The organism is Nocardia jiangsuensis, assembly GCF_042650385.1.
Lineage (GTDB): Bacteria > Actinomycetota > Actinomycetes > Mycobacteriales > Mycobacteriaceae > Nocardia > Nocardia jiangsuensis.
The window spans coordinates 198,376-221,132 of the sequence record NZ_JBHSAX010000006.1; the positions used below are offsets into that span (position 1 = coordinate 198,376).

General features: G+C 71.2%; 29 protein-coding genes. 19 read left to right on the top strand and 10 right to left on the bottom strand.

Annotated elements, in window-relative coordinates:
- The first annotated feature begins 21 nt into the window (after positions 1 to 21).
- From ACFO0B_RS07440 to ACFO0B_RS07455, 4 genes are read left to right on the top strand one after another with little or no spacing between them, the layout of a single operon-like run.
- Positions 22 to 1,251: an Rv3212 family protein gene (locus ACFO0B_RS07440; protein WP_378611569.1), complete on the top strand. Its 1,230-nt coding sequence runs from the start codon at positions 22 to 24 to the stop codon at positions 1,249 to 1,251.
- Positions 1,252 to 1,275: 24 nt separating this feature from the next.
- On the top strand, positions 1,276 to 1,896 hold the full coding sequence (locus ACFO0B_RS07445) for an acid phosphatase (RefSeq protein WP_378611570.1): 621 nt from the start codon (positions 1,276 to 1,278) through the stop codon (positions 1,894 to 1,896).
- Complete coding sequence (locus ACFO0B_RS07450; RefSeq protein ID WP_378611571.1) at positions 1,893 to 2,378, top strand: GNAT family N-acetyltransferase; 486 nt, start codon at positions 1,893 to 1,895, stop codon at positions 2,376 to 2,378. Before ACFO0B_RS07445 ends, ACFO0B_RS07450 begins: the two co-directional genes overlap by 4 nt.
- Positions 2,378 to 3,046 carry an endonuclease V gene (locus ACFO0B_RS07455; RefSeq protein WP_378611572.1) on the top strand — a complete coding sequence of 223 codons (669 nt, stop codon included), beginning with the start codon at positions 2,378 to 2,380 and terminating at the stop codon, positions 3,044 to 3,046. Before ACFO0B_RS07450 ends, ACFO0B_RS07455 begins: the two co-directional genes overlap by 1 nt.
- A 1-nt stretch (position 3,047) precedes the next feature.
- Here ACFO0B_RS07455 and ACFO0B_RS07460 read toward each other — a convergent pair whose 3' ends face one another.
- Complete coding sequence (locus ACFO0B_RS07460; protein WP_378611573.1) at positions 3,048 to 3,482, bottom strand: hypothetical protein; 435 nt, start codon at positions 3,480 to 3,482, stop codon at positions 3,048 to 3,050.
- 63 nt (positions 3,483 to 3,545) lie between these two features.
- On the opposite strand from ACFO0B_RS07460, the gene ACFO0B_RS07465 reads away from it, so the two are divergent.
- Positions 3,546 to 4,499 carry a diacylglycerol/lipid kinase family protein gene (locus ACFO0B_RS07465; RefSeq protein WP_378611574.1) on the top strand — a complete coding sequence of 318 codons (954 nt, stop codon included), beginning with the start codon at positions 3,546 to 3,548 and terminating at the stop codon, positions 4,497 to 4,499.
- A 246-nt stretch (positions 4,500 to 4,745) separates the two neighbouring features.
- Entirely contained in the window at positions 4,746 to 5,000 is a 255-nt protein-coding gene (locus ACFO0B_RS07470; RefSeq protein WP_067659745.1) for a WhiB family transcriptional regulator, read from the top strand.
- Positions 5,001 to 5,102: 102 nt separating this feature from the next.
- Here ACFO0B_RS07470 and ACFO0B_RS07475 read toward each other — a convergent pair whose 3' ends face one another.
- Positions 5,103 to 6,617, bottom strand: coding sequence for a sensor histidine kinase (locus tag ACFO0B_RS07475; protein ID WP_378611575.1), 1,515 nt, complete (start codon positions 6,615 to 6,617; stop codon positions 5,103 to 5,105).
- A gap of 12 nt (positions 6,618 to 6,629) precedes the next feature.
- Positions 6,630 to 6,845 (bottom strand): biotin/lipoyl-binding carrier protein, encoded by a 216-nt coding sequence (locus tag ACFO0B_RS07480; protein WP_378611576.1) that lies wholly within the window; start codon positions 6,843 to 6,845, stop codon positions 6,630 to 6,632.
- 92 nt (positions 6,846 to 6,937) lie between these two features.
- On the opposite strand from ACFO0B_RS07480, the gene ACFO0B_RS07485 reads away from it, so the two are divergent.
- Positions 6,938 to 7,012 carry a 50S ribosomal protein bL37 gene (locus tag ACFO0B_RS07485; protein WP_110293457.1) on the top strand — a complete coding sequence of 25 codons (75 nt, stop codon included), beginning with the start codon at positions 6,938 to 6,940 and terminating at the stop codon, positions 7,010 to 7,012.
- A 66-nt stretch (positions 7,013 to 7,078) separates the two neighbouring features.
- Here the strand turns inward: ACFO0B_RS07485 and rsrA are convergent, their stop codons facing one another.
- Both rsrA and ACFO0B_RS07495 read right to left on the bottom strand, forming a co-directional pair.
- The gene (gene rsrA / locus ACFO0B_RS07490) at positions 7,079 to 7,381 is read right to left on the bottom strand and encodes a mycothiol system anti-sigma-R factor (RefSeq protein ID WP_378611577.1); all 303 of its coding nucleotides are present in this window, start codon (positions 7,379 to 7,381) and stop codon (positions 7,079 to 7,081) included.
- A complete protein-coding gene (locus ACFO0B_RS07495) occupies positions 7,378 to 8,088 on the bottom strand; it encodes a sigma-70 family RNA polymerase sigma factor (protein WP_449289787.1) in 711 nt (236 codons plus the stop codon). The genes rsrA and ACFO0B_RS07495 overlap by 4 nt, the downstream gene beginning before the upstream one ends.
- A 133-nt stretch (positions 8,089 to 8,221) precedes the next feature.
- Here ACFO0B_RS07495 and ybaK point away from each other — a divergent pair, with 133 nt between their 5' ends.
- A complete protein-coding gene (gene ybaK, locus ACFO0B_RS07500) occupies positions 8,222 to 8,713 on the top strand; it encodes a Cys-tRNA(Pro) deacylase (RefSeq protein ID WP_378611579.1) in 492 nt (163 codons plus the stop codon).
- Between the two features lie 149 nt (positions 8,714 to 8,862).
- Positions 8,863 to 9,138: a hypothetical protein gene (locus ACFO0B_RS07505; RefSeq protein ID WP_378611580.1), complete on the top strand. Its 276-nt coding sequence runs from the start codon at positions 8,863 to 8,865 to the stop codon at positions 9,136 to 9,138.
- Between the two features lie 3 nt (positions 9,139 to 9,141).
- On the opposite strand, the gene ACFO0B_RS07510 is transcribed toward ACFO0B_RS07505, so the two are convergent.
- Complete coding sequence (locus ACFO0B_RS07510) at positions 9,142 to 9,915, bottom strand: SOS response-associated peptidase (protein ID WP_378611581.1); 774 nt, start codon at positions 9,913 to 9,915, stop codon at positions 9,142 to 9,144.
- Positions 9,916 to 10,084: 169 nt separating this feature from the next.
- On the opposite strand from ACFO0B_RS07510, the gene ACFO0B_RS07515 reads away from it, so the two are divergent.
- The 9 genes from ACFO0B_RS07515 (at position 10,085) to ACFO0B_RS07555 (ending at position 17,349) form a co-directional block, all read left to right on the top strand.
- The gene (locus ACFO0B_RS07515; protein WP_378611582.1) at positions 10,085 to 11,593 is read left to right on the top strand and encodes an aldehyde dehydrogenase family protein; all 1,509 of its coding nucleotides are present in this window, start codon (positions 10,085 to 10,087) and stop codon (positions 11,591 to 11,593) included.
- A 132-nt stretch (positions 11,594 to 11,725) separates the two neighbouring features.
- Entirely contained in the window at positions 11,726 to 13,036 is a 1,311-nt protein-coding gene (gene aroA, locus ACFO0B_RS07520; protein WP_378611583.1) for a 3-phosphoshikimate 1-carboxyvinyltransferase, read from the top strand.
- Positions 12,985 to 14,037: a ribosome small subunit-dependent GTPase A gene (rsgA, locus tag ACFO0B_RS07525; RefSeq protein ID WP_378611617.1), complete on the top strand. Its 1,053-nt coding sequence runs from the start codon at positions 12,985 to 12,987 to the stop codon at positions 14,035 to 14,037. Before aroA ends, rsgA begins: the two co-directional genes overlap by 52 nt.
- A gap of 88 nt (positions 14,038 to 14,125) precedes the next feature.
- The gene (locus tag ACFO0B_RS07530; RefSeq protein ID WP_378611584.1) at positions 14,126 to 14,596 is read left to right on the top strand and encodes a Panacea domain-containing protein; all 471 of its coding nucleotides are present in this window, start codon (positions 14,126 to 14,128) and stop codon (positions 14,594 to 14,596) included.
- A gap of 233 nt (positions 14,597 to 14,829) precedes the next feature.
- Positions 14,830 to 15,012, top strand: a complete 183-nt coding sequence (locus tag ACFO0B_RS07535) for a hypothetical protein (protein WP_378611585.1) — start codon at positions 14,830 to 14,832, stop codon at positions 15,010 to 15,012.
- A 16-nt stretch (positions 15,013 to 15,028) separates the two neighbouring features.
- Entirely contained in the window at positions 15,029 to 15,367 is a 339-nt protein-coding gene (locus tag ACFO0B_RS07540; protein WP_378611586.1) for a DUF732 domain-containing protein, read from the top strand.
- 73 nt (positions 15,368 to 15,440) lie between these two features.
- Entirely contained in the window at positions 15,441 to 16,079 is a 639-nt protein-coding gene (locus ACFO0B_RS07545) for a CatB-related O-acetyltransferase (RefSeq protein WP_378611587.1), read from the top strand.
- A gap of 125 nt (positions 16,080 to 16,204) precedes the next feature.
- Positions 16,205 to 16,639, top strand: coding sequence for a hypothetical protein (locus tag ACFO0B_RS07550; protein ID WP_378611588.1), 435 nt, complete (start codon positions 16,205 to 16,207; stop codon positions 16,637 to 16,639).
- A gap of 26 nt (positions 16,640 to 16,665) precedes the next feature.
- Positions 16,666 to 17,349: an AIM24 family protein gene (locus ACFO0B_RS07555; RefSeq protein WP_378611589.1), complete on the top strand. Its 684-nt coding sequence runs from the start codon at positions 16,666 to 16,668 to the stop codon at positions 17,347 to 17,349.
- Positions 17,350 to 17,356: 7 nt separating this feature from the next.
- On the opposite strand, the gene ACFO0B_RS07560 is transcribed toward ACFO0B_RS07555, so the two are convergent.
- Positions 17,357 to 17,485, bottom strand: coding sequence for a hypothetical protein (locus ACFO0B_RS07560; RefSeq protein WP_378611590.1), 129 nt, complete (start codon positions 17,483 to 17,485; stop codon positions 17,357 to 17,359).
- A 114-nt stretch (positions 17,486 to 17,599) separates the two neighbouring features.
- On the opposite strand from ACFO0B_RS07560, the gene ACFO0B_RS07565 reads away from it, so the two are divergent.
- A complete protein-coding gene (locus ACFO0B_RS07565) occupies positions 17,600 to 17,848 on the top strand; it encodes a hypothetical protein (RefSeq protein WP_378611591.1) in 249 nt (82 codons plus the stop codon).
- Positions 17,849 to 17,926: 78 nt separating this feature from the next.
- Here ACFO0B_RS07565 and ACFO0B_RS07570 read toward each other — a convergent pair whose 3' ends face one another.
- From ACFO0B_RS07570 to ACFO0B_RS07580, 3 genes are all read right to left on the bottom strand, one after another.
- Positions 17,927 to 18,730, bottom strand: coding sequence for a hypothetical protein (locus tag ACFO0B_RS07570; RefSeq protein ID WP_378611592.1), 804 nt, complete (start codon positions 18,728 to 18,730; stop codon positions 17,927 to 17,929).
- A 333-nt stretch (positions 18,731 to 19,063) separates the two neighbouring features.
- Complete coding sequence (gene secA, locus ACFO0B_RS07575) at positions 19,064 to 21,904, bottom strand: preprotein translocase subunit SecA (protein ID WP_378611593.1); 2,841 nt, start codon at positions 21,902 to 21,904, stop codon at positions 19,064 to 19,066.
- Positions 21,905 to 22,085: 181 nt separating this feature from the next.
- On the bottom strand, positions 22,086 to 22,649 hold the full coding sequence (locus tag ACFO0B_RS07580) for an Rv3235 family protein (protein WP_378611594.1): 564 nt from the start codon (positions 22,647 to 22,649) through the stop codon (positions 22,086 to 22,088).
- Positions 22,650 to 22,757 lie beyond the last annotated feature (108 nt).

The following is a 22,757-nucleotide window of genomic DNA, read 5'->3' on the forward strand; positions in this document are numbered from 1 at the left end:
CCCTGCGCTACGCTCGCGGGCGTGCTCGAACCCGAGCGGCAGACCCGCGCCGACCTCCTGACCGCCGCCGGGATCGCCGTGCTCGTGCTGCTCGCCGCCCTGGTGGTCTGGGTCAACTCGGGCGCGCGGCAGACCGATTCGGCGACGGCTGCGACGACCGTGGCTCCCCCGCCCGCGGCGGGCACCGTCCCGGTTGCGCTGCGCGAGCTGTGGCAGGTCCCCGACCCGGTCTCGACCAGGGTCCTGCTCTCCGGCGCCGTGCTGATCACCGGCGACGGCGGCACCGTCACCGGCCGCGACGCGGGCACCGGCGCCGAGCTCTGGCACTACCGCCGCGACCTCCCGCTCTGCGGCCTGGAGACCCAGTTCGGCACCGTCATCGCCACCTACCGCGACGAGCGCGGGTGCAGCCAGACGACCATGCTCGCCGCCGACACCGGCGCCAGGCGCACCGCGCGCAGCAGCTACCTGGACGGTGAGATCCGGCTCACGGTGGACGGCACCTACACCCTCGCCGCTGGCGACCGCAGGCTCGAGGTCTGGCGCTCGGACCTGGTGCGCACCCTCGAGTACGGCTACGTGGACGCCCCGGTGAACGTGAAGACCCAGCCGCGGCACGGCTGCGAGCTGCGCTCGGCGGCCTCATCCGCCTCCCGGCTCGCGGTGCTGGAGCGCTGCCCCGGCGACGCCTCCCCCCGGCTCACCGTGCTCGACCCGGCGCCGAAGGACAACACCGTGCCCGAGGAGTTCGGCTCCCGGGTGCTCACCGGCCCCGGCGCGGACGCGCCGGGCGCGAGGGTGCTCGCGGTGACCGAGGACCGCGTCCTGGTCGCGCTGCCCGGCGGCCCCGGCCCGGACGGCACCGTGGCGACGCCGCGGCTGGAGGTCTTCGACGGCACCGGCAACGGCGTCACCACCCACGAGCTCTCCGCGCCGCTCGCCGAGTCGGCGACGCTGACCCGGATCGGCTCGGCCGCGCTGCTCTTCACCGGCAACAGCGTGATCGCGCTGAACGTGAGCTCGTTCGACCCGCTCTGGGTGGCCACCGAGGCGATCGGCTCGCCCGCGATCATGGCGGGCAGGCTGCTGCTGCCCGCGCCGGGCGCCGTCCTCGTCCTCGACCCGATCACCGGCGAGGTGCTCGGCCGGATCCCGGTCGACCGCGGTGCGAGCACCGGCCCGGTGGCGCTCGCGGTGAGCGGTTCGACGGTGCTGGAGCTGCGCGACGGCCGGGTGCACGCCCTGGGCTGAGCGCGGGGGGACATGATGGGTGCCATGTCCGCACTCGACGAGGCCAGGCTGGTACTGCTCCGGCACGGCGAGACCCCGTGGTCGGCGCTGCGCAAGCACACCGGCCGCACCGACCTGCCGCTGACCGCGCTCGGCGAGCGCCAGGCCGCGGCCGCGGGACCGGTCCTCGCCGGGCTCGCGCTGCGCGCCCCGCTCGTCCGCACCAGCCCGAGGCGGCGCGCGCGGCACACCGCCGAGCTGGCCGGGCTCACCCCGGACGGGGTGGACGAGAACCTCGCCGAGTGGGACTACGGCGACTACGAGGGCCGCACCACCGAGGAGATCAGGGAGTCCGTCCCGGACTGGACCATCTGGACCGGCACCGTGCCCGGCGGCGAATCCGCCGCCCAGGTGACCGCGCGGGTCGACGCGGTGCTGCGCCGGGTGCTCCCCGAGCTGCTCGAGCGCGACGTGGTGCTGGTCGGCCACGGCCACCTCTCCCGCTCGCTGATCGCGCGCTGGAACGAGTTCCCGGTGCTGGAGGGGCGCCGCTTCGCGATGTCGACCGGCGGGATCTCGGTGCTCGGCTTCGACCGGGACGTCCGCACCCTGCACGCGCACAACCTGGTCGGCACCGTCCCCGAACCCGAAGGAGCCCCCGAGTGATCCGCCGCGCAGTCCCCTCCGACATCCCCGCCATCGTCGGGCTGGTGCACGACCTCGCCGAGTACGAGAAGGCCGCCGACCAGTGCACGCTCACCGTCGAGCAGCTGCACGGCGCGCTCTTCGGCCCGGCCCCCGCGCTCTTCGCGCACGTCGCCGAGGAGCCGGACGGGCGGGTGGTCGGCAGCGCCGTCTGGTTCCTGAACTTCTCCACCTGGGACGGCGTGCACGGCATCTACCTGGAGGATCTCTACGTCACGCCGGAGGCCCGCGGCAGCGGGCACGGCAGGGCGCTGCTGACCGCGCTGGCCGCCGAGGCGGTCGACAAGGGGTACAGCCGGGTCGCCTGGTCCGTGCTCACCTGGAACACCCCCTCCCTGGAGTTCTACCGCGCACTCGGCGCCGTCCCCCAGGACGACTGGATCGGCTACCGCCTCGCCGGCACCGCCCTCACCGACCTCGCCGCCACCGCGGACCGAGGCTGATGCGGCTCCCCGCACCGGAGCTGCCCGCCGACGCGGACGCCGCGGTCGCGCTGCAGGAGCGGCTGCGGCACCGGGTGGCGATCACCCCGCTACCCGCGCGCATCCGCACGGTCGCCGGGCTCGACTCCGCCTACACGGAGGCGGGCGAGGTGGCCGCAGCCGTCGTCGTGCTGGACGCGGCGACCCTGACGCCGGTCGCCACGGCCGTCGCGCACGGCCACACCGATTTCCCCTACCTGCCAGGGCTGCTCGCCTTCCGCGAGCTCCCGACCGCGCTGCGCGCCATGGAACGGCTCGCCGCCCCGCCGGACGTGCTGCTCTGCGACGCGCACGGCCTGGCGCACCCGCGCCGCTTCGGCCTCGCCTGTCACCTCGGCGTGCTGACCGGGCTGCCCACCGTCGGCGTCGCCAAGAACGCCTGGGGCGAGCACGCCGAGCCCGGCCGGGAGCGCGGCGCGAGCGCCGACGTCACGGTCGACGGCGAGGTGGTCGGCCGGGCGCTGCGCACGAGGGACGGCGTCAAGCCGGTCTACGTCTCGGTCGGGCACCGCGCGGATCCGGACTCCGCCTGCGCCCTCGTCCTCGCCCTGACCCCGCACTTCCGCTTGCCGGAGACCACCCGCGCGGCCGACCGGCTGTGCCGGGACGCGCTGCGCGACGGCCTCTGACTCAGGGCGCGTCGACCCCGTACTCCGCGGCCATCCAGCGGTTCGTGCCCGGCGCGAAGAGCAGGACGAGGGCGGAGACGACGATCACGCCGAGTACCGCGCCGAGCAGCGGCTGGTGCGAATCGGTGAGCAGCGACCAGGTCACCGGGAGCAGCAGGACCTGCGCGATCACCGCGATGGCCCGGCCCCAGCGCTGCCCGGCCAGCAGCGCGATCCCGGCGGCGAGCACCGCGCCGCCGAGGATGCCGAACCAGGCGGCGGTGCCGTACCCGCTGGCCTGGCTCTGGTCGTGCCCCCGCAGGCCGCGCACGACCAGCACGATCACCACCACCACCGCTACCGCGCCCTGCAGCGCCACCAGCGCCCCGGCGCCGCGCACCGAGTTCGGCGTCGCGGCGCGCGCACCCGGCACCTCGTTCTCGTCGCTCTCGACCACCCGCCCAGCCTAGCGATGGCCGCCCCGGCGGCACTGGCGCGATCCGCCAACTAGGCTTCCGGTGTGCGGACGCTGCTCATCGTCAACCCCAACGCCACCTCCACCACCGCGGCGACCCGCGATCTGCTGGCGCACGCACTGGAGAGCCGGACCCAGCTCACCGTCGCGCACACCCAGCACCGCGGCCACGCGGCCGAGCTGGCGCAGTGGGCGTCGACGAACGAGATGGACCTGATCGTCGTGCACGGCGGCGACGGCACCGTCAACGAGACCATCAACGGCTTCCTGCCGCTGCCCGCGGTGCACGACGGCGAGGCCTGGCTGCCCCGGCTCGGCGTGATCCCGGGCGGCTCGGCCAACGTCTTCGCCCGCGCGCTCGGCATCTCCCCGGACCCGGTGACAGCTACCAACCAGCTCATCGGGTTGCTCGGCACCGGATCGGACCGCAGGATCGGGCTCGGCCTCGCCGAGGACCGCTGGTTCACCTTCAGCGCGGGCGTCGGGCTGGACGCCGACGTCTGCGCGGCGATCGACGCGAGCCGGGCCCGGGGCAGGGCCGCGACGCCGGCGCGGTACGTCCGCACCACGGTTCGCGAGTTCTTCCGGGCGAAGGGCCGGGAACCGAGGGTTCGGCTGCACATACCCGGCCACGGACCGATTGATGATGTGCATTACGCCTTCGTCACCAACACCACACCGTGGACCTACCTGGAGAGCACCCCAGTGCACACCAACCCCGGCACCAGGTTCGAGACCGGGCTCGGGCTCTTCGCGGTCCGCACCACCGCCGTCGTGCCCACCCTCCTGCTCGCCGGGCAGCTCCTCCGCCCGGCGGGAAACCCCCAGTCACGCAACCTTTTCCGGGACGACGACGTGAAGTCGGTGCGGGTCGAGGCGCACGAGCCGATCGGCCTGCAAATCGATGGCGACTACCTCGGAAAGCGCACCGCGGTGGAGTTCACCGCGGTGCCGGACATGCTCGGCGTCATCGCCCCGCCGCCGCTCCCCCCGGTGTGATCCCGGCCGAACCCGCCCGGTTGGGCTGCACGAATCGGGTATAGCGAGTACAAAGGACCGAGCAGGATCCCCGAGGGGTTCCTTCGCAGCGTGAGCTTCCACACGGTGCACCGCGGACCTATTGACATCTACGGTGTTCGTGAAAGCATTCACAAGCAACCGTGCGGAAACATTCGATACGCACAAGTGAACTGATCACCAACAAACCAAAGCGTCTTTCGGGGCGCCCAGACAAGGAGCAGTGGAATGGACTGGCGCCACAATGCCATCTGTCGCGATGAGGACCCTGAGCTGTTTTTCCCGGTGGGAAACAGCGGTCCGGCGCTCGCGCAGATTGCCGATGCCAAGCTGGTCTGCGCTCGCTGCCCTGTCACTGCCGACTGCCTTTCCTGGGCCCTGAAGTCCGGGCAGGACGCCGGCGTGTGGGGTGGCATGAGCGAGGACGAGCGCCGGGCGCTGAAGCGTCGCAACGCCCGCACCCGCACCCGCACCGTCGTCTAGTTGTCGACGGCAGGCTGAAACCGAGCCCAGCCCGGCTCGGTGGATGCCACCCGGCCCGGCACCCCCGTGGTGCCGGGCTTCTCTGCTTCCGGCGCCGGTTTCCTAGCGCCCCTGCCGCCTGCCGAGCGGCACCCGGAGCACCGCGTCGGTGCCGATGTCGGCGCCGGGGTGCAGCCCGATCGAACCGCCCAGCTCGGCGGTGACCAGGGTGCGCACGATCTGCAGCCCGAGCCGGTCCGACGCCTCCAGGCTGAAGCCGGGCGGGAGGCCACGGCCGTCGTCGCTGATGATCACGTCCAGCCAGCGCGCGGAGCGCTCCGAGCGGATGGTGACGGTGCCGTTCTCGCCGGCGTCGAAGGCGTGCTCGATGGCGTTCTGCACCAGCTCGGTCAGCACCATGACCAGCGGCGTCGCCCGCTCCGCGGAGAAGACGCCGAGCGAACCGGCGCGGCGCACCTTGATCCGCGCGGTGTGCACGGTGGCGACATCGGCCATGATCGGCAGCAGCCGGTCGACCACCTCGTCGAGATCGACCTCCTCGTCCACCGACATGGAGAGCATCTCGTGCACCGAGGCGATCGAGGTCACCCGGCGCACCGACTCGGTGAGCGCCACCTGCGCCTCGGGGTTCTCGGTGCGGCGGGCCTGCAGCCGCAGCAGCGCGGCGACGGTCTGCAGGTTGTTCTTCACCCGGTGGTGGATCTCCCGGATGGTGGCGTCCTTGCTGAGCAGCGCGCGGTCCCGGCGCTTGACCTCGGTGACGTCGCGCACCAGCACCGCGGCGCCGGCCAGCTCGCCGTGCGGGCGCAGCACCAGGGTGCGCAGCAGCACGGTCGCGCCGCGCGCCTCCACCTCCATCCGCCGCCCGGTGCGCCCGGCCAGCGCGGCCTGGATGTCGCCGACCACCTCCTGCGCGTCGAACGGGTCGGTGACCAGCGAGCGGGTGGTGATGGCGAGGTCCTGCCCGGCCAGATCGCTCTGCAACCCCATCCGGTGGTAGGCGGAGAGCGCGTTCGGGCTGGCGTAGACGACCGTGCCGTCGGTGTCCAGCCGGATGAAGCCGTCGCCCGCGCGCGGGCTGGAGTGCGTGGCCGCGCGGTCTTCCGTGGTCGGGAACGTGCCGTCCGCGATCATCTGGCACAGGTCGTCGGAGCAGGCCATGTAGGCGGTCTCCAGCGCGCTGCGCACCCGGGAGCGCTGCTGGTCGGTGTCCCGGCTGAGCACCGCGATCACGTCGTCGCCGCAGCGCACCGGGACGGCCTCGCGCAGCGCGTAGGTGGGGTACGGGTGGTAGACGCCCTCGGCCTCGGTCTCGCTGTCCGCCCGGACGATCCGCCCGGTGCGCAGCGCCTCGAAGACCGGTGCGTGCTCGGCCCTGGAGGCGGCGGTGCCGACCCGGTCCTCCAGGTGTACGGTCGGCGCGGTGGTCGGGCGGCACTGCGCGACGCAGACGATGTCGGCGCCGTCGTCGATCGGGCCTGCCCCGACCCAGAGCAGCAGATCGGCGAAGGAGAGGTCGGCCAGCAGCTGCCAGTCACCCACCACCCGCTGCAGGTGGTCGACGGCGAGGCCGGGGAGGTCGGTATGTTCCGCGAGCAGTTCACTCAGAGTGGCCACGAACGCTCCGGATCAGGAGATGACGGCGATCAGATCGCCCTGCTGCAGGACCTGGCCCGGCTCGACCGCGATCGAGGTGACCTCGCCGTCGGACTCGGTGATGACCGGGATCTCCATCTTCATGGACTCCAGCAGGACGAGGGTCTGGTCGGTCCGCACCGCGTCACCCACCGCGACCTCGACGGTCAGCACCGTGGAGACCATCTCCGCACGCACTTCCTCAGCCATGACACCCCGTCCTCGCATCGGCCCATCCGCTGCGGTTACAGCCAACCACACGTGGAAGAATGGCCGTGAATCAGTCAGAAGGGAGACTACCTATGGGTAAGCGCGGACGTAAGAAGCGCAGCCGCAAGGGGAACGCGGCCAATCACGGCAAGCGGCCCAATTCCTGAATCGCGGCCCGAACGCACGAGCGGCACGCTCCTCCACCGGAGGCGCGTGCCGCTCGTTTTTCGGTATCAGCCCTGGTCGGCGCGGTCGATCCGGGTGATCGTGACCGATCGCCTGATCTCCAGCGTCAGCCGGTCGCGGAGCGACTCGGGCGCCCGGTCGCCGCCGCACTTGCGGCTGAGCAGGCCCTTGATCTTCTCCTCGATGCCGTACGCCTCGATACACGGCGAGCAGTGCTCCATGTGGTGCTGCAGCCTGGCCCTGGTCGCATCGTCGCACTCGCCGTCCAGCATCAGCCAGACATCGGTGAGGACCGCGGTGCAGTCCAGCTCCAGGTCGGGTTCGGGCGTGCCCTCGTCCAGCTCGCTCACTGCCTGACCTCCTGCCGATCCGCCCGGTTGAACCCCCGCTCGCGCGCCACATCGGCGAGCAACCCCTTGAGCTGCTTGCGCCCGCGGTGCAGCCGGGACATCACCGTACCGATCGGAGTGCCCATGATCTCGGCGATCTCCTTGTACGGGAAGCCCTCGACGTCGGCGTAGTACACCGCCATCCGGAACTCCTCGGGGAGTTCCTGCAGCGCCGCCTTGATGTCGTCGTCCGGCAGCGCGTCCAGCGCCTCCACCTCGGCGGAGCGCAGCCCGGTCGAGGTGTGCTCGGCCGTTGCCGCGAGCTGCCAGTCGGTGATCTCCTCGGTGGGGTACTGCGCGGGCTGGCGCTGCTTCTTGCGGTAGGAGTTGATGTAGGTGTTCGTCAGGATCCGGTAGAGCCAGGCACGCAGATTGGTGCCCTCCCGGAACGATTTGAAGCCCTGGAACGCCTTGATGTAGGTCTCCTGCACCAGGTCCTCGGCGTCGGCCGGGTTCCTGGTCATCCGCAGCGCGGCGCCGTAGAGCTGGTCGAGCAGCGGCAGCGCGTCGCGCTCGAACCGCTCGGACCGCGCGTCGTCGCTCTCCTGTCCGGCGCCGCTGTCGTCCGCGGGGCCGGCTCCGGTGTCATCGTCGCTCGTCACACGAGTCCCTTCGGTCGCCGTACCCGCCAAATCTACCGGCAGTTCCGCGGCGACCGGGAACCGCAGGTCATTCGGCGAAGCCGCGACCCACGCCGGGCGTTCCTCGACCAGAACGGGCACCACTCCTCCTTCGGTTGGTTCGCTCTCAGGGCGTGCAACGCCGCGAGCGCCACCCGATGTTCCCGCTACCGTTGCGCACATGCCAGGAGCCGCCACCCCCGCGACCACGGCGCTGACGGCTGCTGGCGTCGCGCACCGCGTGCACGCCTACAGCCACGATCCGCGCTCGGACTCCTACGGCACCGAGGCGGTGGATGCCCTCTGCGCGGAGCTCGGCATCGTCGGCGAGCAGGTCTTCAAGACGCTGGTGATCAGCCTGAACACCGGCGGGCTCGCGGTGGCCGTGGTCCCGGTGCCGCGCTCGCTCGCGCTCAAGGCGGCGGCCGCCGCGCTCGGCGCGGGCAAGGCGGTGATGGCGGACGCCACCGCCGCGCAGCGCAGCACCGGCTACGTGCTCGGTGGCATCTCCCCGCTGGGCCAGCGCAAGCGGCTGCCGACGGTGATCGACGAATCCGCGCTCGGCTGGGATCGGGTGCTGTGCAGCGCCGGGCGTCGCGGCCTGGAGATCGAGCTCGCCCCCGCCGACCTGGTCCGGCTCACCTCCGCCCGGACGGCGGCGATCGCCGCCTGAGCGACGCTCCGCGCGCGGCGGATCCGGCGCCCCATCGGCGGGATCATGCCCGGCGGCCACCGGCGCCGCCGATCGCGATTCCACGGCCGTGCTCGGGGTATACGTGATCCGTATCACCGCGTCCGCGCCGAACCGAGGAGTGATGTCGAATGTCCGCGACCCGCCTGCTCGCCGCCCTGTGCACCGCCGCCGCACTGACCGGGATGGCGAGCGCCCAGGCCACCGCCGCGCCCGCGGTGACGCCGGTGGCCGACTTCCCGTTCGACGGCAAGGGCGCGGACGACGCCCCGAACCGCGGCGCGAACCCCGGCGACCGGGCTGCGGAGTACGGCGGCGACCTGGCCGCCGAGATCATCGACCTGCTCGCGGACGCGGCCAAGTGCGGGCTCAGCGTCGCCAACCCGGCCGTGACCTGCCCGTTCTGAGCCTCAGAGCAGGCTGATCTGCCCGCCTCGCTCGCTCGGGTCGACCGGCGCGAGCAGTTCGGGGCCGTTGTTGCGCACACTGTTCACCAGCGGCGAGACCGGGCGCGCCACGATGTCGGCGACCGCGTCCGCGCCGGGGGTGGCCAGCAGCTCCGCCGGGGCGGGGTGGTCCGGGTCCAGCCAGGCGTCCCAGTGCGCGCGCGGCATGGGCAGCGGCATCCGGTCGTGGATGCGGGTCAGCTCGCCGACCGCATCGGTGGTGAGGATGGTACAGGAGAGCAGCGGCGCGGAGTCCGGCGCCGCGCGATCGCGCCAGACCGACCACAGCCCGGCCATGTAGAGCCGCTCGCCGTCGGCCGCGGCCATGAAGTACGGCTGCTTGGCGGCCTTGCCCTTCCCGGCACCGGGCTCGACCAGCCACTCGTACCAGCCGTCCATCGGGACGAGGCAGCGCCGCTTCCGCACCGCATCGCGGAACGAGGGGGTGGTCGCCGCCTTGTCCGCCCGCGCGTTGAACAGCGGCTTGCCCTTGACCGGCACCCCGGGCTCGGCGGCCTCGGTCCACAGGGGGATGAGCCCCCAGCGCATCCGGCGCACCCGCAGTCGCGCTTCGTCGTCCGGCTGCTCGTGGTCGTGCCTGCGCACCACCGTGAGTACCTGGGTGGTCGGCGCGACGTTGTAGTTGGGGATGGTCTCGGTGGCACCGACCTCGTCGACGGCGTCCAGCTCCGCTGCCAACCGCCCTGGATCGGTCGTGGTCGCATATCGTCCGCACATCCTTCGATAGTCCCACCACGTGCCGACACCGTCGGGAACAATCGACTACACCAGGGGTGACCTGGTGAGAAATATGGCCTAGCATTCTCTCAGCGGTGGTGACGCACGCCACCCCCACGCGCCGGCCGCGCACCGACCGGCCCATCCAGCCACGAGGAGAGAACCCACCGTGACAACCACCGAGACCACCCCGGCCGCTCCCGAGACGGCGTTGAAATCGGTCGACCCGGCCACGGGTGAGGTCATCGCCACCTATCCGATCGCCGACGCGGACGCGGTGCGCGCGGCCGTCGCCAAGGCCCGCGCCGCCGCCCCCGCCTGGGGTGCGCTGAGCTTCGACGACCGCCGCAAGGCCCTGCTGCGCTGGTCGACCCGGCTGGTCAGCGAGTCCGATGCGTTCACCGACCTCATCCACCGGGAGACCGGCAAGACGCACGACGACGCCTTCCTCGAGCTCATGCTCGCGCTGGAGCACATCGCCTGGGCCGCCAAGAACGCCAAGAAGGTGCTCGGCCCCAAGCGCATCGCCTCCGGGCCGCTGATGTCCAACTTCTCGGCGCGCCTGGAGTACCGCCCGCTCGGCGTGGTCGGCATCATCGGCCCCTGGAACTATCCGGTCTACACCCCGAACGGCTCGATCGCGTACGCGCTCTCCGCGGGCAACACCGTCGTGTTCAAGCCGAGCGAGTTCTCCACCGGCATCGGCAACTTCCTCGCCGAGGCCTTCCGCGCGGCCAACCCGGAGCTGCCGGACGGCGTCTTCGTCGCGATCAACGGCTTCGGCGCGACCGGTGCCGAGCTGGTCAAGGCCGATATCGACAAGATCGCCTTCACCGGCTCCACCGCGACCGGCAAGAAGATCATGGCCGCGGCCGCCGAGCGGCTCACCCCGGTGCTGCTGGAGTGCGGCGGCAAGGACGCGGTGATCGTCGCCGCGGACGCCGACGTCAAGGCCGCCGCCGACGCGGTGGCGTTCGGCGCGGCGGGCAACAGCGGCCAGACCTGCGCGGGCGTCGAGCGGGTGTACGTGGAGCGCTCGGTGCGCGAGCCCTTCGTCGCCGAGCTCACCCGGATCCTGAAGAACGTCAAGCCGGGCTCCGGCGACGACGCCAACTACGGCCCGATGACCATGCCGAGCCAGATCGAGATCGTGCGCAAGCACATCGACGCGGCGCTGGCCAGCGGCGGCAAGGCCGTGCTCGGCGGCCCGGAGTCGATCAAGGGCGCGTTCATCGAGCCGGTGGTCTTCGTCGACGTGGACGAGTCCTCGGAGGCGGTGGTCGAGGAGACCTTCGGCCCCACCGTCACCGTGCGCACGGTGGACAGCATCGACGAGGCGATCGAGCTGACGAACAGCTCCAAGTACGGCCTCTCCTCTGCGGTCTTCTCGAAGAGCAGGGGGCTGGAGATCGCGCGCAGGCTGCGGGTCGGCGCCACCTCGGTGAACTCGGTGCTCGGCTTCGCGGCGATCCCGGGGCTGCCGTTCGGCGGCGTCGGGGATTCCGGCATCGGCCGGATCCACGGCGAGCCGGGGCTGAAGGAGTTCGCCCGCCCGCACTCGATCGCGATCCAGAAGTTCACCGTGCCCGGCATGGCGCTGCTCAGCTTCAGCCGGACCAAGTCCACCGTGAACCTGCTGCGCAAGGTCGTCCCGGTACTGCACGGCCGCAACAAGTAAGGGGCAGGACCGCCCCGAGTCAGGGGCGGGGGTGCGTGGCGCGACAACGGCGTCGGCCACGCACTCCATCCGCGGGCCGGAACCGTCGAGGGGCGGCTCCGGCCCGTACCGCGTGCACGAGTCGTCACTCACATGGGAGAAGATGGACCGGTGAGTCTCTGGCCAGCGCCCCAAGTCGATGTCCCCGTGCACGCGACCGTGACCCTGCCCGGATCGAAATCGATCACCAACCGGGCACTCGTCCTGGCCGCGCTCGCCGACGGCCCCTCCACCATCACCGGCGCGCTGCGCAGCCGGGACACCAACCTCATGATCGAGGCGCTGCGCGCGCTCGGCGCAGGCATCTCCGGCGACGGCGACACCCTCGTGGTCACCCCCGCCCCGCTGCGCGCGGGCACCGTCGACTGCGGCCTGGCGGGCACGGTGATGCGGTTCCTGCCGCCGCTGGCCGCGCTGGCCACCGGCGAGGTGCACTTCGACGGCGACGCGCAGGCCAGGGTCCGCCCGCTGCGCACCATCCTGGACGCGCTGCGCGAGCTCGGCGCCGACATCACCGGCGACAAGCTCCCGTTCACCGTGCGCGGCGCGGGCGGGCTGCGCGGCGGCCCGGTGACCATCGACGCCTCCGGCTCCTCGCAGTTCGTCTCCGGGCTGCTGCTCTCCGCGGCCCGCTTCGCCGATGGCATCACGGTGCACCACAGCGGCGCGGCGCTGCCGTCCATGCCGCACATCGAGATGACCGTCGAGATGCTGCGCCAGGCCGACGTCAGGGTGGAGGCGCCGGAGGACCCGCGCGCCCCGCAGACCTGGACCGTGCTGCCCGGCCCGATCCGCGCACTCGACCGCGAGGTCGAGCCGGATCTCTCGAACGCCACCCCGTTCCTCGCCGCTGCCGCCGTGACCGGCGGCGAGGTCAGCATCCCGCACTGGCCGCGGCTCACCACCCAGCCCGGCGACGTCATCAGGGAGATCGTGATCCGGATGGGCGGCGAGGCCGGGATCGTGGACGGCGTGCTCACCGTGCGCGGCCCGGAGCGGCTGGCAGGCATCGATATCGACCTGCACGATGTCGGCGAGCTGACCCCGACCGTCGCCGCGCTCGCCGCGCTCGCCGACTCGCCCTCCCGGCTGCGCGGCATCGCGCACCTGCGCGGGCACGAGACCGACCGGCTCGCCGCGCTCTCCACCGAGATCAACCGGCTCGGCGGCAGGGTCACCGAGACCGAGGACGGGCTGGAGATCGACCCGGCCGAACTGCACGGCGGCACCTGGCACTCCTACGCCGACCACCGGATGGCGACCGCGGGCGCGATCCTCGGGCTCCGGGTGCCGGACGTGCGGATCGAGGACATCGGCACCACCGCCAAGACGCTGCCCGATTTCGTCGCGCTCTGGGAGCGCATGCTCGACCCGGAACCGGCCGGACAGGGAGCACCGCGCTGAGCAGGCAGAACCGCTCGGCGGGCAGCTCCTACGACGAATCCGACGTCCGGATCCGCCCCGGCGGGCGGTCGCGCCCGCGCACCAAGACCCGCCCGCTGCACAGCGACGCCGAGCAGGCGATGGTGGTCGCGGTGGACCGCGGGCGCTGGGGCTGCGTGCTCGCCGGCGACCCGGAGCGGCGCCTGGTCGCCATGCGGGCGAGGGAGCTCGGCCGCACCCCGATCGTCGTCGGCGACCTGGTGGACGTGGTCGGCGATCTCTCCGGCGCCACGGACACCCTGGCCAGGATCGTCCGGGTGGCCGAGCGCAGCACCGTGCTGCGTCGCACCGCCGACGACACCGACCCGTTCGAGCGGGTCGTCGTCGCCAATGCCGAGCAGCTCTTCATCGTGGTCGCGCTGGCCGACCCGCCGCCGCGCACCGGCTTCGTGGAGCGCACCATGGTCGCCGCCTTCGTCGGCGGGCTGCAGCCGGTGCTCTGCCTGACCAAGGACGATCTCGCCGCCGAATCCGACTTCGCCGCCGACTTCGCCGACCTGGACCTGATCATCGTGCACGGCGGCATCGAGGATCCGCTGGAGCCGGTGCTCGACCGGATCACCGGCCGCCTCACCGCCTTCATCGGGCACTCGGGGGTCGGCAAGTCCACGCTGGTCAACCGCCTGGTGCCGGATGCCTTCCGCGCGGTCGGCGAGGTGTCGGGGGTCGGCAAGGGCAAGCACACCTCCACCCAGTCGGTGGCGCTGCCGGTGCCGTCCGGCGGCTGGGTGATCGACACCCCCGGCGTGCGCTCCTTCGGCCTCGCGCACATCACCCCGGACGACGTGATCGGCGCCTTCAGCGACCTCGCCGACGCCATCGAGGACTGCCCGCGCGGCTGCACCCACCTCGGCCCGCCCGCCGACCCGGAGTGCCTGCTCGACGAGCTGCCCGGCAAGGAGCGCCGGGTGGCCGCCATCCGGCGCCTGCTGGTGGCGCTGAACACGAACGACCCCTGGTGACAACGGAAAACGGCGGCGCCGCACCTTTCCGGCCGTAAACTCGGCTTGCACGACACGGGGAGGCAACGTCGACGGGCAGGAGCATGTCATGGGAACGCCGGTACCCGTGCACTGCTATCCGGCGCCGACCATCGCCCGCTGGTTCGTCGACTGGGCGACCACGGAGGACGCCGGGGTCTCCAACCTCAAGCTGCAGAAACTGCTCTACTACGCGCAGGGGCACCACCTCGCCGAGTACGAGGCCCCGCTCTTCGAGGACCCGGTACAGGCGTGGCGCTCCGGGCCGGTGGTGCCCGCGGTCTTCCGCGAGTTCGAGGGATTCGGCGCGGCCTGGGTGGTGCTCGCGGAGGACGACCCGTTCCACTGGGACGCCGTCGACGCCGACACCACCCGCTTCCTGACCAAGGTCTGGAACACCTACGGCGGCATCGCGGGCTGGAAGCTGCGCAATATGACGCAAGCCGAGCCCGCCTGGCAGGAGTACGTCGAGCAGGACGAGGGCAATGTCGAGATCCCGGTCGACGTGATCGCCAAGTATTTCCACGCCCGGCGCGGCTGACCCGCGAAACTTGCAGACCGCCCGGCTTCTCACGGTCCGGGAAAACCGACCACACCGGCGCACCGGCGAGCCCCGACCACCCGCCGGTGACGCCCCGAACAGTCGCTGCCTCGGCGGGTGAAACCGGTATTCCGGCAGCCTTTTCCACTACCGTTCGGACCGCCGCCAACGGGGGTACCCGATCGGCGGCGTGCTCAAGCGTGCTGCTCTCGCTCGACAGAAAGCCGTCTCGAATGTCCGGATCATCCGACCCGCTGCCCACCCCGGACCCGAGGGAGGACCGCACCGGGCCGCTGCCCGAGCTCTACGGTTCGCCCGCGTACCCGGCTGCGCCGCAACGCATGACGACGGTCGCCGTGCGGCCGTTCCACCCCGTCTACGGCGCCGTGCCGCAGGTGCCGCCCGTTCCCGGATAACCAACCGAAAGGTCTCATGCGTACTCTCGTCACCGCCATCGCCGCGATCGCGCTGCTGTTCGGCGGTGGGCCCGCCGCCCTCGCCGCACCACAGTCGAACATCGTGGGGAGCACCACCCCGCACAGCGCCGCGGACCGGCAGTTCCTCCGCGACAGCCACTACGACGCGGAGACCGCGGCGGTGCAGGACGCGGCGATCAAGCTGGCGCACACCCAGTGCGACTACCTCACGGCGGTCGGCAACTCCCCCGACGAGCACATCTACCTGGCCGAATCGGCGAGCGAGACCATCGAGTTCCCGTACCTCTTCGTCTACGCCGCGGTCGAGGCGTACTGCCCCGAGAATCGGGCCTGAGCCGAAAAGCGCTGTCACTCCCGGCGATCGGTGGGCTACCGTCACACGGCCCGCCGACGCCGAGGAGCCCCCGTTGACCGCACCGGATCCGACCACCCTGCACCCGATGGCCGGGCAGCCCCGGGTCGTGCTGCTGAAACCGCTGATCAACTCGGAGCTGATCGAGGTCGGTGAGTACTCGTACTACGACGACCCCGGTGATCCGACCGCCTTCGCGACCGCCAACGTGCTCTACCACTACGGCCCCGAGAAGCTGGTGATCGGTAAGTTCTGCGCGCTCGCCACCGGGGTGCGGTTCATCATGAACGGCGCCAACCACCGCATGGACGGCCCCTCCACCTTCCCCTTCCCCACCATCGGCGGCAGCTGGGCCCAGCACATCGACCTGCTCATGGAGCTGCCGAACCGCGGGGACACCGTCCTCGGCAACGACGTCTGGCTCGGCTACGGCGTCACCGTCATGCCCGGCGTCCGGATCGGCAACGGCGCCATCGTCGCCGCGGGCTCCGTCGTCACCCGCGACATCCCCGACTACGCCGTCGCCGGTGGCAACCCGGCCCGCGTGCTCCGCATGCGCTACCCCGACGCCGACATCGCCCGGCTGCTCGAGCTGGCCTGGTGGGACTGGCCGATCGAGCACCTGAGCGCACACGTCCGGGTGCTCATGTCCGGAGGTGTGGACGATCTAGTCGCGGCAGGTCCTGCGAACTGAGATCTCATCTCAGTAGGACCGCGACCTCACGCTGCTCGCGCGCAGCCCCGCTCGGCGGGGCCGAACTCGTCGCCGGGATCCGGGCGGGCGACTGGAACCAGGCGCTACGTTCCCTGGCCACCGCGGTGGTCGACGAGATGCCCTGGCTGGTCGAGCGAGATCCGGAGTTCGAAGACGCGCTGCAGACAATGTGGGATCGGCACCTTTCCGGCAAACCGGTGCTGCTGCTTCTGGTGGGCAGCGACATCTCCGTCATGGAGGCGCTCGGCTCACGGGATCGCCCGTTCGTCGGCCGCGCCACGACGATGACGGTCGAGCCGCTGCACGTCGCGGATGTGCAGTCGATGACCGGGCTCGACGCCGCCGACGCCATCGCCCTCCCGCTCTCCAGCGGTACCGGATCACCGACTCCTACCTCCGCTTCCGACCGGCCGTCCTGGAGCGCGGACTGCCGGTGGTCGAGCGCGGCCGCGGCCACCTCGCTCGCTCCGGGGTGGCGGGCCGCCTGCCGCTCGACGAGCACTCCGGGGCCGGACGATCTCGTGCGCGCCTGGCGGTAGCGCTCGCGGTCCGTACCCTGGGAATCATGCGAAGCGTACTGTTCGACCAGGCCAATCTCGAGGTGCAGGCGCAGCAGCGGTTCTCGCTGCAGAACTCCCAGATGCTGCGGGTGGGGCTCGGGCCGGATGTGCTCGCGGTGAAGGGGGCGATGGTCGCCTACCAGGGCGATATCCGCTTCGACCACCAGGGTTCGGGCAGCGTCGGGAAGCTGCTCAAGCGGATGGTCACCAACGAGGACGTGCCGCTCATGCGGGTCTCCGGGCAGGGCGAGGTGTTCTTCGCCAACCAGGCCGGGCACGTCTTCCTCATCGACCTCACCGGTGACGCGCTGAGCGTCAACGGCACCAACCTGCTCGCCTTCGACGCCGCGCTGGAGTGGGACATCAACCGGGTCAAGGGCGCCGGGTTCTTCACCGGCGGGCTGTTCAACACCACCGTCACCGGTACCGGCACCGTCGCGCTCTGCGCGGTCGGCAAACCCGTTGTGCTGGACTGCAGTACGCAGCCCACCTACGTGGACACCCAGGCCGCGGTGGCCTGGTCGGCGAATCTGGCGCCCAAGGTGGTCTCCAGCATGAACCTCAAGTCCATGCTGCGCGGCGGCAGTGGCGAGGCGTTCCAGTACGCCTTCCACGGCCCCGGTTTCGTCGTGGTGCAGCCGTTCGAGTGGGAGCCGCCGAGCGCGGAGAACCCCGGCTCGCAGTCCTGAATCGCCGCTACTCCAGCCAGGAGCGCCGGGTGGGATAGTCGTCGAAATCGTCCGGCCAGTCCGAGGGCCCGACGGTGTCCGCTGAGCGCCGGGCCGGCTTGCGCTCGACCGGCGGCACCGCCAACCACTGCCACACGTAGCGCGGGGAGTTCTTCAGTTCGGCGACCTCCGGCGGTACCGGCCGAGCTCGATACTCGATCTCCGGCCAACCGCACTCGCCCTGCCGAAGTCGCCGGGTTGGGGGGTACTGGTGGAGAGCGTCGGGAGTGATGCCGTCGCGGCCGCCATCTTCATCCAGCAACACGGAGAGCCGGCGGATTGGCTGCACGGGCCGATCATCGACGAACTTCTGACGCCCATCCGCAACGCCGCGGCGGCCAGCCACAAGCGTATGGGTGATATCGGGCTGCTGACCATGCAGACCGGGAGCGAGCTGAAGAAGGCTGCCTGGCCCTACCACGACCAGGAGGCGCGGAACTGGTCTCGGTCGGCCAACTGAGCGATACCCTCGACCGTCCTCAGACCGACTACCAGGTGGGATGCCTTGAAACTCTCGGTCATCAGAACTCCTGGGCTGTCATTGTTCCGAGCTTCGCAGCGAGCCGACTATGGCTGCGACCGCGTCATCACTCAGCGCGTCGGGTACGTCCAGCCTCTGCAGGACAACGAAAACCGCGACTTCGGCGGTCGCATACGCCGCAGTGGCGACGACATGCAACCGCACCGCTGCGGCGTCGCAATCCGCACCCTTCGACACGTCGGTCAGCTCCGCGGTGTAGCGGACCGCCGATCGGTTCGAGACCTCGGTCTGTACCGGATCGGATACCGCTACCCGCGGCGCACCCCCGGCGTCGTCGGTCAGAGCCCGCTCCACCCGGTCGATCTCCGACCGCGCCGCCGTCGCGGCGTCGGTCGCGTTCCGGCCGGTGATGCCGACCGCGGCCTTGTCGGAGCCGTCCAGCTCCGGGCAGTAGTCGTAGCCGTAATCGCTGACCGAGCCGTACGCAGTGATCAATTCACCGTCGGATGTCCACCCCATGGTCCGGTCACTACTCGGGCGCCATCCCCCTGACGAGGGAACCGTGTAGGTGAGCCCATAGCGGGTCGGGACGGGCTGCGGGTCGCCCTGGCGAATGGTCGGCAACGGCGGCGGGAACTCGATCCGGGGAAGATCCGCGGGCGGCGGCGCAGGTGCGCTTCCGCGCAGCGGCGGGGCTGTCCAGGGCGTGCCCGTGGCTCCAGAGGATTCGTCCGAATCGGCATACGGGCTGCCGACCCAGGTGGCCACCTGCAGGATCGCCACCGCCGCGACGAGCAGACCGACGATCTTCACCACTTGGACCGCGATACCACCCCGGCGCAGCACATCGGTGACCCGCATATCCCCTCTCCCCGCGTGCGTTCCCGACGTTACGGAGCGGCCGCGAGATCTGTCAAAGCACACCCGACCGTGCTCTACGCTGACCGAGGGGGCACTCACCGCCGCGGTCAGTTCTTGTCGACGGCCACCAGGAGGTCGAGTTGATGTCGCGATACACCGTGCCGATGGTCGCGCTGGGTCTGCTCGTAGGCGCCTGCGGGCAGGACTCTCCGGCCTCCGGCCCGCCGGTCACTCCAGCGAGCAGCTTTCGTGGCCGGGCTCGACCTGTGAACTGATCCGCCGAATGAGCGAGGGCGCCAACCGGGTGGTTGGCGCCCTCGCTCAGGACGGAAATCAGTGCTTGCGGCGGCTCTTCGGGCCGCGCTTACCCCGGGTCTCCGTCCGCGCGGCTTCGCGCCGCTCGCGACGGGAGCCGGAGCTGTCGCCGCCGTACTCCTCGTCGTCGGTGTGCACGGCGGTGCGCCCACCCTCGTCCGGCCCGGAGTAGCTCAGACCGCGGGGCCCGGAGTCGTCGATGCCCTTGGCGAGCAGGGCGGCGGGGGCGCCGCTCGGCGCTGCCTTGGCGGGCGCCTCCTGGGTGGGAAGGGGGCGGGGGGCGCCTGCGCCGACCGGGGAGCGCAGGCCGGGGTCGACGGCGACACCGGCGGGCTGCGGCTGCTGCACCTCGACCTGGAGGTTGAAGAGGAAGCCGACCGACTCCTCCTTCAGCCCCTCCAGCATGGCGGTGAACATGTCGAATCCCTCGCGCTGGTACTCGACCAGCGGATCGCGCTGGGCCATGGCGCGCAGGCCGATGCCCTCCTTGAGGTAGTCCATCTCGTACAGGTGCTCGCGCCACTTGCGGTCGAGCACGGAGAGCAGCACCTGGCGCTCCAGGTTGCGCATGGCGCCCTGGCCGGCCAGGCCGTCGATCTCCTCCGCGCGCTTGGTGTAGGCCTCGTGGGCGTCGTCGAGCAGGATCTCCAGCAGTTCGTCGCGGGTCAGGTCACCGGCCTCGCCGACCTCGGTCTCGCCGGTCAGATCCTTGTGGTTGAGCGCGATCGGGTACAGCGTCTTGAGCGCCGTCCACAGCTTCTCCAGATCCCAGTCCTCGACGTACCCCTCGGCGGTGGCGCCGTCCACGTAGGCGCTGATCACGTCGCTGATCATGCCCTGGACCTGGCCCTCCATGTCCTCGCCGCGGAGGATCCGGTTGCGCTCGCCGTAGATGATGGTGCGCTGCTGGTTCATCACCTCGTCGTACTTGAGCACGTTCTTGCGGATCTCGAAGTTCTGCTGCTCGACCTGGGTCTGCGCGCTCTTGATCGCCTTGGAGACCATCTTGGCCTCGATCGGCACATCGTCGGGCAGGTTCAGCCTGGTCATGATGGCTTCCAGGGCGGCGCCGTTGAAGCGCCGCATGAGCTCGTCGCCCAGCGAGAGGTAGAACCGGGATTCGCCCGGGTCGCCCTGGCGGCCGGAGCGGCCGCGCAGCTGGTTGTCGATGCGCCGCGACTCGTGCCGCTCGGTGCCGAGCACGTAGAGCCCGCCCGCGTCACGCACCGCCTCGGCATCCGCCTCGGTCTGCCGCTTGACCTGCTCCAGCGCGGGCAGCCAGGCGGCCTCGTACTGGTCGGGCGTCTCGACCGGGTCCAGCCCCTCCTTGCGGAGCAGGATGTCGGCGATGATGTCCGGGTTGCCGCCGAGCACGATGTCGGTGCCGCGACCGGCCATGTTGGTGGCGACGGTGACGGCGCCGGGGCGGCCGGCCTCGGCGATGATCGCGGCCTCGTTCTCGTGGAACTTGGCGTTCAGCACGCTGTGCGGGATGCCGCGCTTGGTGAACTGCTTGGACAGGTACTCCGAGCGCTCCACGCTGGTGGTGCCGATCAGCACCGGCTGGCCGTTCTCGTGCCGCTCGGTGACGTCGTCGACGACCGCGGCGAACTTGGCCTCCTCGGTCTTGTAGATGAGGTCGGCCTGGTCCAGACGGACCATCTGGCGGTTGGTCGGGATCGGGACGACGCCGAGGTTGTAGATCTGGTGCAGCTCGGCTGCCTCGGTCTCGGCGGTGCCGGTCATGCCGGAGAGCTTGTCGTAGAGCCGGAAGTAGTTCTGCAGCGTGATCGTCGCCAGGGTCTGGTTCTCCGGCTGGATCTCGACCTTCTCCTTGGCCTCGATCGCCTGGTGCATGCCCTCGTTGTAGCGGCGACCGACCAGGATGCGTCCGGTGAACTCGTCGACGATGATGACCTCGCCGTCGCGGACGATGTAGTCCTTGTCCCGGTTGTACAGCTCCTTCGCCTTGATGGCGTTGTTCAGGTAGCTGACCAGCGGGGAGTTCGCGGATTCGTACAGGTTGTCGATGCCGAGCTGATCCTCGACGAACTCGACACCGGCCTCGTGCACGCCGATGGTGCGCTTCTTGATGTCGACCTCGTAGTGCAGGTCCTTCTTCAGCAGCGGGGCGATCCGCGCGAACTCCGCGTACCACTTGGAGGAGGCGTCGGCCGGGCCGGAGATGATCAGCGGGGTCCGCGCCTCGTCGATCAGGATGGAGTCGACCTCGTCGACGACGGCGAAATTGTGCCCGCGCTGGACCAGGTCGTCCAGCGAGTGCGTCATGTTGTCGCGCAGGTAGTCGAAGCCGAACTCGTTGTTCGTGCCGTAGGTGATGTCCGCGGCGTAGGCGTGCCTGCGCTGCGCGGGCGTCATGCCGGAGAGGATGACGCCGACCTCGAGCCCGAGGAAGCGGTGCACGCGCCCCATCCACTCGGCATCGCGCTTGGCCAGGTAGTCGTTGACCGTGACGACGTGCACGCCACCGCCGGAGATGGCGTTCAGGTAGGCGGGGAGCACACAGGTCAGGGTCTTGCCCTCACCGGTCTTCATCTCGGCGATATTGCCGAGGTGCAGCGCCGAGCCACCCATGATCTGCACCTTGTAGTGCTTCTGGTTCAGCACCCGCCAGGAGGCCTCGCGGGCCACCGCGAAGGCCTCGACCAGCAGATCGTCGAGGTCCTCGCCGTCGGCGTAGCGCTCGCGGAACTCGTCGGTCTTGGCCCGCAGCTCGGCGTCGGTCAACTCCTCGAGGTCCGAGCCGTACGCGGTGACCTGGTCGGCGACCTGGCCGAGCCGCTTCACGACGCGACCTTCACCAATCCGTAGCAACCTCGAAAGTGTCAGCGCAGGCACGGGTCTCGTCAGTCCTCTGGTCGGTGTGCGGGTGTGTCGCCGGAGTCCCGTCGTTCGGCCGGGCCGTTCGGCGAGACGACCCGCGTCGTCATCGGCACGTTTCATGGTAATGCGGCACCCATGGTAGGCGCCGACGAGCGGCGGGCACCGAGCGGCGACGACCCACCCGACCGCCCCGGCCCTACCGTACCCGCAGCACGCAGAGCCGCCACCCGCCCCGGTGCGCCCGCAGACAGGCCGCGACGGCGAAGACGCGCTCGCCGCGCCGGTACCGGCCGAACACCTCGACCCGGCCGCGCGCGCCCGGCGCGCAGCTCACCCGCTCCAGCACGGCGGCGCCGAGCCTGCGCTCCCGCTCGCCGGTGCGGGCATAGGTCTCCAGCACGGCGACCACCTCGGGATCGGCGATATCGCGCAGGTGCATGGCCCGACGGCGGCCGTCGAGCACCTCCAGCGCCGCGCGCACGGCCCGCTCGGCGAAGCGCTGCGCGTCGCGCTCCGCGCCGGAACGCGGCGCGGGCCGCCCGGGCGCGCAGTTCCGCCCCACCTCGCGATGGCGCGGCCGGAGCACCGCCGGGCCCGCTTCCACGCCACGCCGGGCCCCATCCGGCGGAGCCTCCCCCGCCGCCTCCGCCTGCGTTGCCCCGGCAGGCGAGCGCCGCGCGCCCTCCGGCTCGACCCGCCCTCGCCTGCGCAGCGGCGGCTCCCCGTGCGGCGCGCACGACAACGACACCTTGCTTTCCATCCGAACTCCCCCTTGCCGAATCGAGTCCCCCGAGCTCGATGCGCGACATCCTGCCACGCGACCCCGACACGGTAAAGAACGACGCCGATCACACGACGGAGTCACAGG